Origin of the sequence: Acinetobacter sp. ANC 3882 (assembly GCF_022549545.1) — a bacterium.
Classification (GTDB): domain Bacteria; phylum Pseudomonadota; class Gammaproteobacteria; order Pseudomonadales; family Moraxellaceae; genus Acinetobacter.
The window spans coordinates 820,803-838,039 of sequence record NZ_JAKZGB010000001.1; the positions used below are offsets into that span (position 1 = coordinate 820,803).

A 17,237-nucleotide genomic window follows, 5' to 3' on the forward strand; every position below is an offset into this window, starting at 1 on the left:
GTATATTCTTAGATACTGAAAAAAGGGAAATAACTTTATAATGAATATTTTAGTTTTGGGTAGCGGTGGCCGTGAACATGCACTTGCATGGAAAATCGCACAAGATGCAAAAGTCACTCAAGTTTTCGTTGCACCAGGTAATGCAGGTACAGCAACGGAAGACAAATGTAAAAATATTGATCTGAATATTTTAGACAATCCAGCCATCATCAAATTTGCACAAGAGAATGATGTTGCTTTGGTCATTGTTGGTCCAGAAGCACCATTAGTAAATGGTGTGGTAGATGCAGCACGTGAAGCAGGTTTAAAAATCTGGGGCCCAACTCAATACGCTGCACAGCTTGAAGGTTCTAAAGCATTTGCTAAACACTTCTTAAAACGTCACAACATTCCAACGGCTTTTTATGACGTATTCACTGAAGTTGATGCGGCTAAAGCCTACGTTGAGAAAAATGGTGCACCAATCGTAATCAAGGCTGATGGCTTGGCTGCGGGTAAAGGCGTCATTGTAGCCATGACCAATGAAGAAGCTTTTGCTGCCATTGATGACATGCTTGCAGGCAACAAATTTGGTGATGCCGGTTCACGTGTCGTGATTGAACAGTTCCTTGATGGTGAAGAAGCAAGCTTCATTTGCATGATCGATGGCAATAACATCTTGCCAATGGCAACGTCACAAGACCATAAACGTATTTTCGAAGGTGATGAAGGTCCGAACACTGGTGGTATGGGAGCTTACTCTCCTGCTCCTGTAGTGACAGCAGAAGTCTTTGAACGTGTTATGAACGAAGTAATGCGCCCAACTGTTGATGGTATGGCAGCAGATGGTCATGTTTATACAGGTTTCTTATACGCAGGTTTGATGATTGATGAACAAGGTCAACCCCGTGTGATCGAATTCAACTGTCGTTTTGGTGATCCAGAAACTCAACCGATTATGATGCGTTTAAAATCATCTTTAGTCGATTTAGTTGAAGCAGGTATTGCAGGTAACTTACCAAGTGAAGCTGAATGGGATGAACGTAAATCAATTGGTATCGTACTCGCAGCTGAAGGTTATCCAGAAACCGTACGTAACGGCGATGTGATTTCAGGTCTTGGCCAATCTCCAGAAGATACCAAGATTTTCCATGCAGGCACTGCAATGAGTGCTGATGGTCATGTGATTACAGCAGGTGGTCGTGTACTGTGTGTAACTGCACTGGGTGATACCGTTCTTGAAGCACAAATCAATGCTTTAGAAGTGTGTGGTCAAGTCACCTTCACGGGTATGCAATACCGTAGTGATATCGGCTACCGCGCGATTGCGCGTGAAAAAGCTGAATAAGTTTTTTAAGCAAATAAAAGCCTTCTTCGGAAGGCTTTTTTATTCCATAAACTGCATAAATATGAATTCTATATTCATTATTTAAATATAAAATTCAGAAAAATATATATTTATTATTCAATTGATTCATTTCTCTATATTTTTTGAAAAAACTATAAAACTATCATTTATTTATATTTACTTAGTCGATGATTTTCTTTTACTCATCAGACGATTGGTCTCCTAAGTACAGGCGGTTCCACTATAACCTCCTCTAAATTGTTGCTATGATTGCCGAAATTTTAGATGTTGTTTTTATGTTAACTACATATTCTTTTTCATTATTTTCAAATGACTGGAATATTGCACCTAACAAAACAAATTGCAGCTAAATCCAAATTTGATTTGAAAATGAGATGAATAGTTGCTTCCTATCTGTATATACTGAATTGGAACATGAATATTCATCTACTTTTCGGATGTTGTAGATATCACACTTGTTCAAACTTTAACAATAATCCAGGGATTGTTTTGAGTGCGATGTCAATTTACAACATACAAACCTATTGCAATCATGAATGCTAGAGAAATAATGATTTTCTCGACATTTTTCCGATTAGGATTTATACATGAAAAAGCTGATTAGTCTTTTTTTAAGTGTATCGGTGTTATTACTTGCAGCCTGCAGTAAACAACCTGATACCGCATCTACCGAACAAAAAGGTGATGCTGCTGCATTACAAACTGTTGTAATCGCTTCTACAGGTTCAGACGCTGATATTTGGCGTTATATCGCAACATTGCCAGAAACCAAAGCAGCTGGCCTTAAACTCGAAATTAAAAACTTCACTGACTACGTTGCAATGAACACTGCTGCAGCGAATAAAGAAGTTGATTTAAATGCGTTCCAATCTTACGCTTACCTTGTCGCGTTCAATGCTGCAAATAAAGACAAGATTGCTCCTGTTTCAACAACTTACTTAGAGCCAATGGGTATTTACTCAAGCAAAGTAAAGAAAGTTGAAGAGTTTGCTGAAGGCGCTACGATTGCGATTCCAAATGATGGTGCGAATGAGTCACGTGCTTTATTACTTTTACAAAGTGCTGGCTTGATTAAATTAAAAGCTGACTTCGATCCTGTAAAAGGCACTCCTGCTGACATTATCGAAAACAGCAAAAAAATCGTGATCAAACCAATCCAAATGGCAACAGCTGTACGTGTGAAAGACGAAGTTGATGCGATTTTATTGGGTAATACGCTTGCAATGGAAGGCGGTTTGAACGTTCTTAAAGATGCCATCTACTATGAGCCTGTTGATCAAAGCACCAAGTTAAATGTCAATGTATTGGCAACTGCTGAATCACGTAAAGATGATGCTGTGCTGCAAAAAGTTGGCGCGCTTTATCATACGGAAGCAGTAAAGAAATATGTTGAAGAACACTTTGCTGGTACGAAAGTTGACGTAAATAAACCAACGAGCTACCTCACAGAAGCGAATTCGTAATATAATACCCTCAAATAAAACAGGCAAAGTGATTTTGCCTGTTTTTTCTTTTTTGCATAGTATTGACGAACATGATCCAATTTAAAAACATTTCGAAACACTATCAGTTGAAAGGTCAAACGATTAACGCACTGGATCAGATCAACTTAGAGATCCCAGAAGGCAGTATCTTTGGCATTATTGGCTATAGTGGTGCAGGTAAAAGTACGCTCATCCGTTTGGTGAATTTACTTGAGCGCCCTTCTCAGGGACAAGTGATTATTAACCAAAAAGACTTTACTGCAATGGATGCACGTACACTTCGTCAAGAACGTGCAAATATCGGTATGATCTTTCAGCACTTCAATTTACTTCAGACCAAAACTGTGTCTGAGAATATTGAAATGCCATTAAAATTACTCGGTCATAGCAAAACAGAGCGAGAAAAGCGTCTCGCCGAATTACTTGATTTTATTGATCTCAAACATAAAAAAGATGCCTACCCTGATGAGCTGTCAGGTGGTCAAAAACAACGTGTTGGCATCGCACGTGCGCTGGCAAATCATCCTAAAATTTTACTGTGTGATGAAGCAACTTCGGCACTCGACCCACAAACCACCAAATCCGTTTTGGCGCTGTTAAAAAAGATTAACCAAGAACAAAACATCACCATTGTTATGGTCACCCATGAAATGGATGTGATCGAATCGGTGTGTGATTATGTTGCTGTGATGGAAGCTGGTCATGTCATTGAAACTGGTCCGACACTGGATATTTTCAGTCAACCACAACATCCAACCACCAAGACCTTTATTCAAACCGTATTGCAACAACAATTACCAGTCAACATTTTGAATAATCTCGAACATAAGCATCACAATAGTATCTACAGCTTGCAATTCTTGGGTACTTCAGCACAAGAAACCGTGATTCAAGCAGCGATTAAGCAGTTTGATGTGAGTTTAAATATTTTGTTTGCCAATATGACCGAGATTAATGGCACGGTAATCGGGCAAATGTTTATTCAACTTTTAGGTGATCCGCTAACGATTCAGGAAACGGTGAAATTCCTTGAACTTCAAGGGGTGAAAGTTGAACAGTCTGGAGTGGTCAGCCAATGAGAGATTTAATCGTACAATGGCTGACACAAGTCACCGCTCCGTTTTGGCATAGCTCACTGTCTATCGACCAATTTGTTACAGCACTACAAGAAACCTTCCAAATGGTATTCTTTTCGCTGCTGTTTGGCTGTATTTGGGGACTCATCCAAGGCATTACCTTATTGGTTACCCGTAGTGGTGGTATTTTACAAAATCGCGCGATTTATTATTTCCTAAACCCTATTGTCAATGCACTGCGTTCACTTCCCTTCATTATTCTATTGATCGCTGTTATTCCACTAACCAAAATGCTGGTTGGAACTTCGATTGGAACGTGGGCTGCAATTGTGCCGTTAACCATTTATGTTGGCCCATATCTTGGTCGTTTAATTGAAACTTCATTACTTGAAGTGAATGAAGGGATTGTTGAATCTGCTCAGGCAATGGGTGCTTCACCTTGGCAAATTATCTTTAAGTTTATTATTCCAGAAGCGCGCAGCTCTCTGATTTTAAACCTAACTACAGGTACAATTTCCCTCATCGGAGCAACAGCGATGGCCGGTGCTGTCGGTGCTGGCGGTATTGGTGACTTAGCCATTTCATATGGCTACCAGCGTTTTGATACCAGCGTGGTGATTTTAACCGTGATCGTGTTATTACTGTTGGTTCAGATGGTGCAAATGTTGGGTGACTGGCTAGCAAAATTGCGCTAATCCATTACTTCATAAACAAACGCTCAACTTGGGCGTTTTTTATGTCTTGTTTTACTTGGGAAAGTAGATTTCATTCGCTGCTTTGAAGGTATTGACATGCAACGGGACCAAATCATCCAGTGCCTGATATCCCCCTGCTAAAACGAACAGCATCGGAATTTTCATTTTCTTGGCCATTTCAAAGACAATACGATCACGTTCAAATAACAACTCCGTCGTAAACCATTTAGAGCCATATTTATCATGTTGATGACAGTCCATGCCTGCCTGATAAATGATTAAATCAGCCTCCCAACGCGAAGCATATTGAAACGCCTCAAAGATTGCTTCACGGTATAAATCAAAATTACCTTGTTTGGGATGGATATAACGGGTCAAACTGCGTTCACTGGCTTTGCAGCCAAAGCGAATTCCAAAAATTCCAAAATTAATCAGATTGCTCATTCGATTGGTAAAAATAGCAGTGCCATCACCCCCATGTTGGTCACAGTCTAAAACGAAAATACGTTTTTCTGGATATTGCTTAGCGACCAGTGCTAGACCATTAAAAGTACAATAGGCTGCACCCGATTCATAACTGGCATGATGAAATCCTTGTGCAATATTTGCAGCAACCCCTTCGTTCATGGCAATTTCAGCCCCCAATAATTGCCCTGCCTGAACCGATAAAATCGCATCTCTCAGTTGTTCATTCCATGGCTTAAACCCTTGGATGGTTGCAAATGCGGATTGCCCTGATATAAAAGCATTCACATATTGTGGATGATGTAATTTCTTTAATATTTCAATATCAATCAGCCCTGGATCAACCAACTCGACCATTTGATGGGTACGCAACACATCTGCAACGGCTGTGAGTTTTTCCATACTATTGGTATGCGTTTGTGCAAAATAGCGTGGAGAGTAACAAGCTTTTAGCATGGATGTCCTACGTAAATTTGATCATGTGCAATGTCCATCAGCTGACTTAATTCAGTTGTATCTGGTCGAAATAATCCATTATCCACCTGTTGTTTAAAGTGATACCCAAATGCCCGAGCACGATTTTTTGGCGAAACAGCCAAAGTTGTTAAGCGTAAAAACCAGAAACCATTCATTTCGGCAATCGGGATCACATAGCCTTTATATTGTTTATTTTTATGTTTTTCGAGCTGTTCGATTTCATAATTGGCAGAAAATAAACTTCCCGCAGGTAAACGAACACCATTCATCATCAGGGGTACTAAACTAATACAGGAATGGTTATCCCCCATATTCAATTTTTCCATCATGATCGGTTGATCATGCGCATTCACGAAAATATTGATTTCACCCTGCCGTAATAAACGGTGATGTGCAATGCGCAAGAAAAACTTTTCCGCCATCGGACAAGAACCCACTTTGGGCTTTTCTGCCAAAGCCTGACACTCAATCATGCCAATCTGCTCGGCATCCTGTGGCAGGATAATATCGCTCAGTAGCTGACAAATTAATTGGCTCTCTTCAAGCTCTGCATATTGATGAATCGTTCTTAACTTGGCTTGAAAATCGACTTCCTGTTGCAGATTTTGTGCGAAGCTTTCTTGTGGATCTAGACGTTGCAGACATTGTTGAACTGCTGGATTGATATCTAAGTTACGCCACGACTCAAGTTGTAATCCATAGGAAGCACTTTGACTCAGAATATTCTTTAAGCCCTTGCTGTCATACTCTTCAAAAATGCGTAAATCTTGTAAACCAATGGCATCCCTTGGCTGCGAAACGAATTCCGCAATCACACGTGTTGCTTGGGTGTAGCCACAGCCCCGTCGTTCAGTTTGATGACTAAAATGCTCATTCAGCATTTCTGTAAGTTTGGCAGAGAGTGGATATAAATACTTTTTAAAGATAACGACCACTTCATGATCGGGTATATCAGACATAGCTCCCTCTCTTGTTGTTGTGATTTATAACAACTTTGTCTTTAAAAAATGAACTGTAGTTATCTTGTTCAGCCTAATCATTTAAATTATTTAGCTTTGATTCAATATTTTTATAGAAATAAAGATGAATATAAGCCATTAACTTATAAAACTTTTATCTCATCTTTATCGAAAAAATGACACTTGTCAACGATAAAGATATTCATGGAGAGTGGCTGTCAGAATATGCCCGAAAAAGTCATTATTCAGCACTAAAAATTAGCAGGAGTTTTGCACTGGAGTAGATTTCCACTTACACTAGAAACAGGCACTCATTATGAGCACCCAAATCGCAATAACCACACGAAACAAAGCTTTAGGATTCGGCTATGCATTATAAGATTCATGCAATTGACGTAAAAAATGCCTTAAAAAACTATATTTGGTTATTGGAAGATACAACTACACACGAAGTTGTTGCCATTGATCCAACAGAAGCTGGTTTGGTCACAGATTTTTGCGAACAGCATGGCCTACAACTCAAACAAATCTGGCTGACCCATTGGCATCGTGATCACACAGGTGGTGTTGAAGGACTACTCGCAGATCAGAATATTATGGTCTATGGACCTCGTGATGAACTCAGTAAAATTTCACTGATCTCAAACCCTTTGCAAAATGACGATCATTTTCATTTTAATGATCTCAAAGTTGAAATTATTGCAACGCCAGGCCATACCCTTGGTCATATTACCTATTTCATTGAAAAAATTGAAACGCTGTTTAGCGGTGACACCTTATTCGCAATGGGTTGCGGTCGTCTGTTCGAAGGGACAGCGGAGCAAATGTACCATTCATTGAATCGACTGGCTGCCCTGCCTATTCAAACCAAGGTGTACTGTACCCATGAATACACACTTGCCAATGCAGAATTTGCCTTAACTGTTGAACCTCATAATGTTGCTTTACAAGAGCGTATGCAACACGTTAGAGCACTCAGAGAAGCAAATCAAATTACCCTCCCAAGTACCATTGAATTAGAGCTTGAAACCAATCCTTTTCTGCGTACCGAAAGCGCTGAAGACTTTGCGCGCATTCGCAGTTTGAAAGATCAATTTTAATTAAACCCCAGCGTCTCCATTGATTCATTTTCTGCTTGTTCAATAAAGTGGAAAATGAAATCATTTTTTACATTTGACCCAAGAAAATTTTTAAAAAAATTTGCTTTCCTCCAAGTAAAGACAAAATATTTTATATAATAAATTCAATTAAATAACAAAAGCACAAATAAAATTCTATCTATAAAAATTACGCTAAATTTACATTACTTACATGTGGAAAAATAAATCTATGCAATGCCCCTTTAAAAAAATTTAACTGACCCTTATTAATAAATACATGTTCACAAGGAGATCTGTCATGAAAAACAGAGTTGTTAAAGCAAAAAACGTATTGGCTTTCCGTATTTGGTTAGAAAAATTGGGGTATTCAGTTAAAAATCTGACAGATAACCGTGGTTTTACATTTAGTTTTAAAAAAGAATATGGTTTGGTTACTTATGATCTTTCTGGTAATGCTTTAGCAATGCAGTTGGGTGAAGAATTCGAAGATCATTTAAAAGCCTAATGACAACTTTTTCTAAACAAAAGGATTCCAAAGGGATTTGGAGTCCTTGATTAATCAAGATAAGAATATTTCAAACTTTTCCTCCCTTTTAATTCTTCATTTTCTAACCATTTCAAACAAAATATTAGGGTCTGGTGACATTTCAGCCATACATTGCGTTATTCGCTAAAACCACATCAACGAGGCATGAAAAGCAGGCAATTGCAGCCCCTTGCCAAGTTTCATAACGTAGTTTAGGGGAGTTTTAGCTATAACCCTCTGGGACAGGGCTATTTTTTGCCGTTACTACGTTATGTTTTGCTTACTTAGAGTACTAAGTTTCGCAAAACTCTCCTTGTACCGCCTAAAAAATATCCTCTGTCGCAAGTATCTGTGAAATGTCAACAGCCCCTATTGGAACAAAACTGATTTCCAAGTATCATTATGCCCAGTCGAGGGATGCTGCGACGATTGATCGGCACTAAAGATCAATTTGCCAGGCTCGATGTGAGAAGCAACGCTTCGCAAGACAACGGCATCCGCGAACAGAACGATCCATACTATTTTTTCTAGGAGATCCTGATGAACGCGGTGAATGCTTCATTTACAGATTATAAAGTTGCTGATATTTCCCTTGCTGACTACGGTCGTAAAGAGATCAAACTCGCTGAAGCAGAAATGCCAGCTTTGATTGGTTTACGTAAGCGTTATGCAGCTGCAAAACCACTTGCTGGTGCAAAAATCTTGGGTTGTATCCACATGACAATCCAAACTGCTGTTTTAATCGAAACATTAGTTGAACTCGGCGCAGAAGTGCGTTGGACCTCATGTAATATTTTCTCAACTCAAGACCATGCTGCTGCTGCAATTGCTGCAAGCGGTGTTCCAGTTTTTGCTTGGAAAGGCGAAACTGAAGAAGAATACGTATGGTGTTTAGAACAGCAGATCAATGTCAACGGTCAGCCTTGGGATGCCAACATGATCTTGGACGATGGCGGTGACTTAACTGCACTTGTTCATGACAAATACCCTGTGCTTTTAGAACGTATCCACGGCATTACCGAAGAAACCACAACAGGCGTTCAACGTCTATTAGAAATGTGGAAAGACGGTTCGCTTAAAGTTCCTGCGATCAATGTGAATGACTCGATCACTAAATCGAAAAACGACAACAAATACGGTTGCCGCCATTCATTAAACGATGCGATCAAACGTGCAACTGACATGTTGCTTTCTGGCCGTCGTGCGCTTGTGATTGGCTATGGTGACGTTGGTAAAGGTTCTGCACAATCTTTACGTCAGGAAGGCATGATCGTTCGTGTGACTGAAATTGATCCAATTTGTGCAATGCAAGCTTGTATGGACGGCTACGAAGTTGTATCTCCATACAAAAATGGCGTACAAACTGGCAAGAAAGAAGACATCAACCAAGACTTATTGGGCAATACTGATCTTGTTGTCACAACTACGGGTAACTACCACGTGTGTGATTCTGCAATGTTAGATAGCTTAAAAGCAGGTGCGGTAGTTTGTAACATCGGTCACTTCGATACAGAGATCGACACTGCATACTTACGTGGTTACAAGTGGGTTGAAGTAAAACCACAAGTACACCAAGTGTATCGTTCAGAAGATGAAAACAACTACCTGATCCTTCTTTCTGAAGGTCGTTTAGTGAATCTTGGTAATGCAACTGGCCACCCTTCACGTGTCATGGATGGTTCTTTCGCCAACCAAGTTTTAGGTCAAATGCATTTATTCGCAGAAAAATTTGCCGACTTACCTGCTGATCAAAAACAAGCTGCTATTCGTGTAGAAGTACTTCCTAAGAAATTAGATGAAGAAGTTGCTGCTGCAATGGTACTTGGTTTTGGTGGTGTGTTAACCCAGTTAACGCAAGTACAAGCAGATTACTTAGGCGTTCCTGTTGAAGGTCCGTTCAAATCTGACGCTTATAAATACTAAGAAAACTAGGGCAGACGTTTTACGGACTGCCCTTTTTTCTAAAAATTCCAAGCGATTTTAAAAAGGATTTGAAATGACAAAACGTGTTCCTATTTCTTTTGAGTTTTTCCCGCCAAAAACTGATGCAGGTGCGGAAAAATTAAAAACTGTTCACCAAGAATTACAACTGTTAAATCCAGAGTTTTTCTCGATTACTTATGGTGCGGGTGGTTCGACGCGTGAACGTACTTTAGCTGCCATCCATGATTTCAATGGCAAAGGCACGCCTGTTGCACCTCACTTGTCTTGTATTGGGGATAACAAAACACGTATTGCTGAACTTTTAGATTTATACAAATCTCAAGGGATTGATCGCATTGTCGCATTACGTGGTGACTTACCGTCAGGTCAGGTTGGTCTAGGTGAATTACCCTACGCTCAAGACCTCGTGCGCTTTATCCGTCAACATTCAGGCGATCACTTCCATATTGAAGTGGCTGCGTATCCTGAAATGCACCCTCAAGCAGATACATTTGATGGTGACATTCAACGTTTTGTTGAAAAAGTGAATGCAGGCGCGAACGCAGGGATCACCCAATTTTTCTTCAATCCAGATGCTTATTTCTATTTCATCGAACGTATTGCCAAAGCTGGTGTGGATATTCCAGTTGCACCAGGTATCATGCCGATTACCAATGCAAGCAATTTAATCCGCTTTGCAGACGGCACAGGTGCAGAAGTTCCACGTTGGATCCGCAAACAACTGGCTGCTTATGGTGATGACAGTGCAAGTATCAAAGCATTCGGTCACGAAGTGATTGTAAATCTTTGCGAACGCCTGATCGTAGGTGGCGCACCGACACTACATTTTTATTCAATGAACCAAACTGAACCGACTCGACAACTCGTTGTTGATCTTGGTTTAAACTAATCTGTACGAGCACGACCCAAGCATGAATCGTTTTTATATCGAAACCGAATTAAATACTGGCAATACTGTTGAATTGACCGAAGCGGTATTTCATCACTGGGTACGCGTGCTACGTGCAAAAGAACAAGAACAAGCCATCTTTTTCAATGGAAAAGGTGGTGAATATGTCGTAACACTGACGCAAATCAACAAGAAAAATGCTTTTGTTTCTGTTGATCAATTTGAAGCAGCTGATCGTATCGCACCCTTCACCGTTGTTTTAGGTCAAGTGATGAGTAAAGGTGATCGCATGGATTATGCGATTCAAAAAGCCACAGAATTGGGTGTTACGACCATTCAACTGTTAACCAGTGAACGTTGTGAAATGCGTTTAAAATATGATCGTGACCAGAAAAAACTAGACCACTGGCAATCCGTTGCAATTGCGGCCTGCGAACAATGTGGTATGAATCGCGTTCCTCAAGTACTCGCTCCAATTTCCTTAACAGAATGGCTGAATTCTGAGCTACCTGCATCTCGTTTGGTACTCGCGCCAAATAAAGACCAGAACAATGTATTGCTGAATAGTTCCCCTGATTTAGCCTTGCTCATTGGTCCTGAAGGTGGCTTAAGTGAAGCAGAAATTAACACTGCCAATCAACACCAATTCCAAAACTGGTGTATTGGTGACCGTGTACTCAGAACGGAAACTGCGCCCGTTGTTGCCTTATCTATTTTAAATTATCACTTTGCATCGAACTAAAGCAGTGGCATTGCTTTCTGTTATGTTTAGCGTTAATTTAAAATAAAACTCTGCTCTGTTTACAAAAAAACAAAGACTGTAAATATAGATAAAAAATGAAAAGGATTATTCTTTGTATGTTAGGGGTTCAGGAAAAAAATTTGCCACAGTTTATCTACACGGATCAAATCGATTATCCAAACCATGTGCGCCTATTCGTATTAAGCGTATTCTGTATTTGTCTGTTAGATTATGCCCTATTCGGTATTTTTTATTCTTTTGAATCGAATATCTTCACAACATGGATGAGTATCACTCTCGTCATTTTGTTTAGTTTTTCCTGCATTTGCCATTTTTTACTTAAACGTTATTCATCCGTTCGCTTCACCAAGCAAACCAATATTATTTTTCAGTTGATTTGTTTCTTTACCGGCTTATTGATCGGGGTCAATACCATTGTAATTAATCATTATTTAATGGTAGACGTCCCACATCTGGTTGGATCGCATGTTTTAACCTTGACTGCATTGTTACTCACAGCATCTCATATCATTGCGCTGACCTTCTTAACTCAACATATTCGCTATTTCTTTTTATTTTTTATCCCAAGTATTACACCGCTCATCGTATCTCAGTTATTGCATCGAGATCATGATCATACCCTGTTCTATCTTGCTTACTATTCATCATTTTTTGCAACAGTCCTATGTGCTCAAGCCACCTTCAAAATTCACAAACGTTTGGCCTTGGTACTAGATAAGAATAAGCAATTGATTGATGTCGCTGAACAGCACAATCAATGGACAGAAGAGCTGTGCCAACAATTACAACGTGAAGTCAATAAATCCAAAGATATTGAAGCACAACTCCAGTTTAATAATCACTTATTGGAACAGAAAGTTCGTGAGCGTACATTTGACCTGACACAGATGAACGAAAGTTTAGAAGAACATCGTCAGAATTTAACCTTTGCTCATGAAACTGCGGGAATTCGTCCTTGGGACTGGAATCTTGAAAATCATACCGTTGGTGTGACCAATGCGCACAGCAACGCAGTCACCCGTAATTCTGAAAATCACTACACCCTATTACATAAAATCATTCACCCAGAAGATATCGAGCGGGTAAAAAATACCTTATACAATCACCTCTGTGGCCAAACTAAACGCTATGAAGAAACATTCAGGATCAAGCGTCAAAATGGCGAATGGACATGGATTCACGATGTCGGTCAGGTGATTTTGAGAGATCCTAAAGATGATACACCTTTAAGAATGGTAGGTATTCATCGTGATATCAATCAGGAAAAGAAAGATCAGGAACGCTTAAAACTCGCTGCCAGTGTGTTCGAACAAGCCTCTGAAGGCATTTTTATTTTAGATGAAAACTTCAACTACATTGAAGTGAATCCGAAATACGAGCAACTTACGGGCATTGATAAGCAAGCGATCGTCAATAAACAGTTATTTGAAATTACCAAACAAAATAAACAGCATCATCATAATTTCCATTTGTCTATTCTTGATACCCTGCGTGAAGAGCATGAGTATGAAGGCGAATTTCAAGAAACTTATAATTCTGAAAAATCATGTTTTTTATGGATCCATATCAATGCTGTGAAAAATGAGCAAGATCGCGTCATCAATTATATTGGTATTGTCTCAGACCAGACCGAACGCAAACACCAGGAACAACGCTTATCTTATCTCACCAATTACGACACCCTTACTGATCTGCCAAACCGTTTTTATTATCAGCAACAATTACATCAGTATTTGGTGAATGAAGCTTCGATTCAGCATTTAGCAGTGATCCGTTTAAATATCGATCGTTTCCGTGCATTGAATGAAATTATCAGTAACCAAGCAGGTAATGAACTGCTGAAACAGGTCGCGCAGCGTTTGCGCATTAGTAATATTGATGCCCTGTTGGTCGCACACTTAAGCGCAGATGACTTTGCAATTATTTACGAAATGTCGCCGCTGCATCCGCCGATTCATCAACTCTGTAATAACATCGTTGAAGCCTTCAGCAAACCATTTTATCTGGCTGATCAAGAGTACTTCGTCAGTATTTCAATTGGTGTTGCCATCTATCCTGAACATGGTCGCCAAGTCGATAATTTAAATACCCATGCGGAACAAGCACTGACTGAAGCCAAGCGTTTGGGTGGCAATACCATTCGCTACTATTCAAATGAAAGAGCCAATTTTGTTGCGAAATATACAGATTTAGAACTCGACCTCAGAAAAGCCATTCAAAACAATGAACTGGTTGTTTACTATCAACCGAAAATCAATGCGCACAATAGTCACATTAATGGTTTTGAAGCCCTGATTCGCTGGAAACATCCAACCAAGGGTTTGATCATGCCAAGCATTTTCATTCCTTTGGCGGAAAGTACCAGCTTGATTTCTGATATTGGTCAGTTCGTTTTGCATGAAGCTGCTAAACAATTACAAACATGGCAAAAGCTTGGTTTTAACAATATCAACATTGCGGTCAATATTGTGGCGCAACAAATTTTACGTGGTCAACTACTGCATGATATCGATGCGGTGTTAAATACCTATGCCATTTCAGGAAAAAATCTGGAACTGGAAATTACCGAATCAGCCTTTATTGAAAATACTGAAAGCGTCAAAACGGTATTACATGCCATTAAAGAACGTCAGATTTCAATCGCACTAGATGACTTTGGAACAGGCTATTCTTCACTCGCCTACCTAACCGAATATCCAATTGACATTTTAAAAATTGATCGCGCGTTTATTTCAAAAATTGGCAATGCCAAACAAGATGCGATAGTTAATGCCATGATTGCCATGGGCAAAACCATTGGCCTAAAAGTTGTAGCAGAAGGCGTTGAGACTGAACAGCAATACGAATATTTGAAACGACAAAATTGCGACATATTACAGGGTTACTTATTTTCACAACCACTTACTTCTGCCCATGCAACGGAATATCTACAAAATCAGATTCAGCAGTCAACTGTAAAATATTCCATTTAACAGCTAATTTTGAGCTTTTTGGCAGTTTATTTTACGCGCCACATCGATTGTCAATAAGCTCGAAGTTCAGTGAAAATAAGCTTTTTTGACTGTGCGAAAGCATGAACTAGTGCTATATTCTTGTGCACTTATCTTAATATAGTAATTAGACTTCTATATGTCTGATTATTATCGGAACAAACGAGACTCAGATGGACGATCAATCTTTAAAACAAGCCGCTTTGTATTACCATGAATTTCCAACACCAGGCAAAATCAGTGTGACACCTAGCAAGCAGCTCGTTAACCAACGAGATTTAGCGCTTGCGTATTCCCCAGGTGTTGCTGCTCCATGTTTGGAAATCGAACGTGACCCTTCTGCTGCTGCGAAATATACAGCTCGCGGTAATCTGGTCGCGGTTGTGAGTAATGGTACAGCCGTGCTTGGTTTAGGAAATATTGGTCCGCTTGCTTCTAAGCCAGTAATGGAAGGTAAAGGCGTTCTGTTCAAGAAATTCGCTGGCGTAGATGTATTTGATATCGAAATTGCTGAAAATGATCCAGATAAGATCGTTGATATCGTTGCTTCTCTAGAGCCAACCTTTGGTGGTATCAACCTTGAAGATATCAAGGCACCAGAATGTTTCTATATCGAGAAGAAACTTCGCGAACGCATGAAAATTCCAGTGTTCCATGATGACCAACATGGTACCAGTATTATTGTCGGTTCAGCATTGCTCAATGCTTTGCAACTGGTGAATAAAAAGATTGATGAAATCAAAATCGTTGCATCAGGCGCTGGTGCAGCCGCACTTTCGTGCTTAGATTTACTTTGTGCTTTAGGCGTAAACAAAGCCAATATCTTCGTTGCCGACTCTCGCGGTCTTCTCACAACATCTCGTGAAGGATTGGATGATTCGAAAAAACGTTATGTTCAAGACATTCAAGTCAGCCAATTACATGAAGTGATGGCAGGCGCTGATATGTTCTTGGGTCTTTCAGCAGCAGGCATCTTAACCAAAGAAATGGTTAAAGAAATGGCTGCAAATCCAATTATTTTTGCACTTGCAAACCCAGATCCTGAGATTTTACCTGAACATGCGCATGAAGTTCGCCCAGATGTCATTATGGCAACAGGACGTTCTGATTATCCAAACCAAGTAAACAATGCGCTTTGCTTCCCTTACATCTTCCGTGGTGCATTGGATGTTGGTGCAACCACCATTAATGAAGAAATGAAGATTGCATGCGTACATGCAATCGCACGCATGGCACATGTTGAAGCAGATGCTGCAACCTATGGTGAAAAATCTGCTTCATTTGGTCGTGATTACCTCATCCCTCGCCCACTTGATCAACGTTTGATTTTAGAAATCGCGCCTGCTGTAGCGAAAGCTGCAATGGATTCTGGTGTCGCAACACGTCCAATCGAAGACTTCTCTGCGTACCGTCAACGTCTTTCTGAGTTTGTTTATAACTCAGCATTCTTGATGAAACCGATTTTCTCTCAAGCGAAGACAGATCCAAAACGCATTGCTTATGCTGAAGGCGAAGACCAACGTGTATTACGTGCTGTTCAGATTGTGGTTGATGAAGGCTTAGCGAAACCAATTCTGATTGGTCGTACTGCCGTGATTGAAGACAATATCAAAAAGCTAGGCTTACGTTTACAACATGGTGTAAACATTGAAATCGTCGATCAGGAAAAAAATCCGTCGTATGATGATTTCTGGAAAGAATATCACCAGATCATGCAACGTAAAGGCGTGACAGTTGAATATGCGCAACGTGAAGCACGTCGTCGCTCTACACTCATCGCAGCAATGTTGGTTAAATTTGGCAAAGCTGATGGTATGTTGTGTGGTACTTACTCAAGCTATGACATTCATTTAGATTTCGTGAAAAACATCATTGGCTTAAAAGAAGGCCGCAGTACCTTCTTCACGCTGAATGCCTTGATGCTTGAAGATCGCAATTTATTTATTGCTGATACTTATGTAAATACCAACCCAACAGCGGCTCAACTTGCTGAAATGACCATTTTAGCGGCTGAAGAAGTTCGTCGTTTCGGTATTACACCACGTGTTGCCCTACTTTCTCACTCAAGCTTTGGTAGCGACCAGACTGACGCAAGCGCACAAAAAATGCGCGAAGTCTATCGTTTACTTTCAGAACAAGCACCTGAGTTAGAAGTGGAAGGTGAAATGCATGGTGATGCGGCATTAGATGAAAATATTCGTCACTTCGCATTCCCGAACTCACGTTTCAAAGGTTCAGCAAACTTATTGATTATGCCTAACCTAGATTCAGCGAATATTTCATTCAACTTGTTAAAAGCGACATCTGGTAATAATGTGACCATTGGTCCTATTTTATTAGGTGCTGCAAAACCTGTTCATATTCTTACACCTACAGCAACGACTCGTCGTTTGGTGAATATGACAGCATTAACGGTTGCCGAAATTCAGCAAAGTCAAAACTAATTCGACTTAAGCCTCGCTTTTCTTGAAAAGCTTCGCTTAACGCTTGAGAAAACCTCTATTCTGTAGCATGATTGTGT

At 40.0% G+C, this 17,237-nt stretch carries 13 protein-coding genes; 11 read left to right on the top strand and 2 right to left on the bottom strand.

Going from position 1 to position 17,237, the window contains the following annotated elements:
* The first annotated feature begins 40 nt into the window (after positions 1-40).
* The 4 genes from purD to MMO42_RS04115 all read left to right on the top strand — a co-directional run bounded on the left by purD (position 41) and on the right by MMO42_RS04115 (position 4,603).
* Complete coding sequence (gene purD, locus MMO42_RS04100; RefSeq protein ID WP_241319412.1) at positions 41-1,327, top strand: phosphoribosylamine--glycine ligase; 1,287 nt, start codon at positions 41-43, stop codon at positions 1,325-1,327.
* A 608-nt stretch (positions 1,328-1,935) separates the two neighbouring features.
* Positions 1,936-2,811 carry a MetQ/NlpA family ABC transporter substrate-binding protein gene (locus MMO42_RS04105; RefSeq protein ID WP_005292925.1) on the top strand — a complete coding sequence of 292 codons (876 nt, stop codon included), beginning with the start codon at positions 1,936-1,938 and terminating at the stop codon, positions 2,809-2,811.
* A gap of 71 nt (positions 2,812-2,882) precedes the next feature.
* Positions 2,883-3,911, top strand: a complete 1,029-nt coding sequence (locus MMO42_RS04110) for an ATP-binding cassette domain-containing protein (RefSeq protein ID WP_241319413.1) — start codon at positions 2,883-2,885, stop codon at positions 3,909-3,911.
* Positions 3,908-4,603, top strand: a complete 696-nt coding sequence (locus MMO42_RS04115; RefSeq protein WP_241319414.1) for a methionine ABC transporter permease — start codon at positions 3,908-3,910, stop codon at positions 4,601-4,603. The genes MMO42_RS04110 and MMO42_RS04115 overlap by 4 nt, the downstream gene beginning before the upstream one ends.
* A gap of 51 nt (positions 4,604-4,654) precedes the next feature.
* On the opposite strand, the gene MMO42_RS04120 is transcribed toward MMO42_RS04115, so the two are convergent.
* Positions 4,655-5,524, bottom strand: coding sequence for a histone deacetylase (locus MMO42_RS04120; protein ID WP_241319415.1), 870 nt, complete (start codon positions 5,522-5,524; stop codon positions 4,655-4,657).
* Entirely contained in the window at positions 5,518-6,504 is a 987-nt protein-coding gene (locus tag MMO42_RS04125; protein ID WP_241319416.1) for a hypothetical protein, read from the bottom strand. The genes MMO42_RS04120 and MMO42_RS04125 overlap by 7 nt, the downstream gene beginning before the upstream one ends.
* A gap of 368 nt (positions 6,505-6,872) precedes the next feature.
* Here MMO42_RS04125 and gloB point away from each other — a divergent pair, with 368 nt between their 5' ends.
* The 7 genes from gloB to MMO42_RS04160 all read left to right on the top strand — a co-directional run bounded on the left by gloB (position 6,873) and on the right by MMO42_RS04160 (position 17,160).
* Positions 6,873-7,604 (top strand): hydroxyacylglutathione hydrolase, encoded by a 732-nt coding sequence (gene gloB, locus MMO42_RS04130; RefSeq protein ID WP_241319417.1) that lies wholly within the window; start codon positions 6,873-6,875, stop codon positions 7,602-7,604.
* A 298-nt stretch (positions 7,605-7,902) separates the two neighbouring features.
* Entirely contained in the window at positions 7,903-8,109 is a 207-nt protein-coding gene (locus MMO42_RS04135; RefSeq protein WP_241319418.1) for a hypothetical protein, read from the top strand.
* A 561-nt stretch (positions 8,110-8,670) separates the two neighbouring features.
* Positions 8,671-10,053: an adenosylhomocysteinase gene (gene ahcY, locus MMO42_RS04140; RefSeq protein WP_241319419.1), complete on the top strand. Its 1,383-nt coding sequence runs from the start codon at positions 8,671-8,673 to the stop codon at positions 10,051-10,053.
* Positions 10,054-10,126: 73 nt separating this feature from the next.
* Positions 10,127-10,963: a methylenetetrahydrofolate reductase [NAD(P)H] gene (metF, locus tag MMO42_RS04145; RefSeq protein WP_241319420.1), complete on the top strand. Its 837-nt coding sequence runs from the start codon at positions 10,127-10,129 to the stop codon at positions 10,961-10,963.
* Positions 10,964-10,985: 22 nt separating this feature from the next.
* A complete protein-coding gene (locus MMO42_RS04150) occupies positions 10,986-11,705 on the top strand; it encodes a 16S rRNA (uracil(1498)-N(3))-methyltransferase (RefSeq protein WP_241319421.1) in 720 nt (239 codons plus the stop codon).
* A 116-nt stretch (positions 11,706-11,821) separates the two neighbouring features.
* A complete protein-coding gene (locus MMO42_RS04155) occupies positions 11,822-14,698 on the top strand; it encodes an EAL domain-containing protein (protein WP_241319422.1) in 2,877 nt (958 codons plus the stop codon).
* Positions 14,699-14,889: 191 nt separating this feature from the next.
* Positions 14,890-17,160 (top strand): NADP-dependent malic enzyme, encoded by a 2,271-nt coding sequence (locus tag MMO42_RS04160; protein ID WP_241319423.1) that lies wholly within the window; start codon positions 14,890-14,892, stop codon positions 17,158-17,160.
* The last annotated feature ends 77 nt before the right edge of the window (positions 17,161-17,237 follow it).

Coding starts and splice junctions, on each gene's coding strand:
- MMO42_RS04125 (WP_241319416.1), bottom strand. CDS start 6,504: ATGTCTGATATACCCGATCATGAAGTGGTCGTTATCTTTAAAAAGTAT.
- MMO42_RS04105 (WP_005292925.1), top strand. CDS start 1,936: ATGAAAAAGCTGATTAGTCTTTTTTTAAGTGTATCGGTGTTATTACTT.
- MMO42_RS04150 (WP_241319421.1), top strand. CDS start 10,986: ATGAATCGTTTTTATATCGAAACCGAATTAAATACTGGCAATACTGTT.
- MMO42_RS04115 (WP_241319414.1), top strand. CDS start 3,908: ATGAGAGATTTAATCGTACAATGGCTGACACAAGTCACCGCTCCGTTT.
- MMO42_RS04120 (WP_241319415.1), bottom strand. CDS start 5,524: ATGCTAAAAGCTTGTTACTCTCCACGCTATTTTGCACAAACGCATACC.
- MMO42_RS04135 (WP_241319418.1), top strand. CDS start 7,903: ATGAAAAACAGAGTTGTTAAAGCAAAAAACGTATTGGCTTTCCGTATT.
- purD (WP_241319412.1), top strand. CDS start 41: ATGAATATTTTAGTTTTGGGTAGCGGTGGCCGTGAACATGCACTTGCA.
- ahcY (WP_241319419.1), top strand. CDS start 8,671: ATGAACGCGGTGAATGCTTCATTTACAGATTATAAAGTTGCTGATATT.
- MMO42_RS04155 (WP_241319422.1), top strand. CDS start 11,822: ATGTTAGGGGTTCAGGAAAAAAATTTGCCACAGTTTATCTACACGGAT.
- MMO42_RS04110 (WP_241319413.1), top strand. CDS start 2,883: ATGATCCAATTTAAAAACATTTCGAAACACTATCAGTTGAAAGGTCAA.
- MMO42_RS04160 (WP_241319423.1), top strand. CDS start 14,890: ATGGACGATCAATCTTTAAAACAAGCCGCTTTGTATTACCATGAATTT.
- gloB (WP_241319417.1), top strand. CDS start 6,873: ATGCATTATAAGATTCATGCAATTGACGTAAAAAATGCCTTAAAAAAC.
- metF (WP_241319420.1), top strand. CDS start 10,127: ATGACAAAACGTGTTCCTATTTCTTTTGAGTTTTTCCCGCCAAAAACT.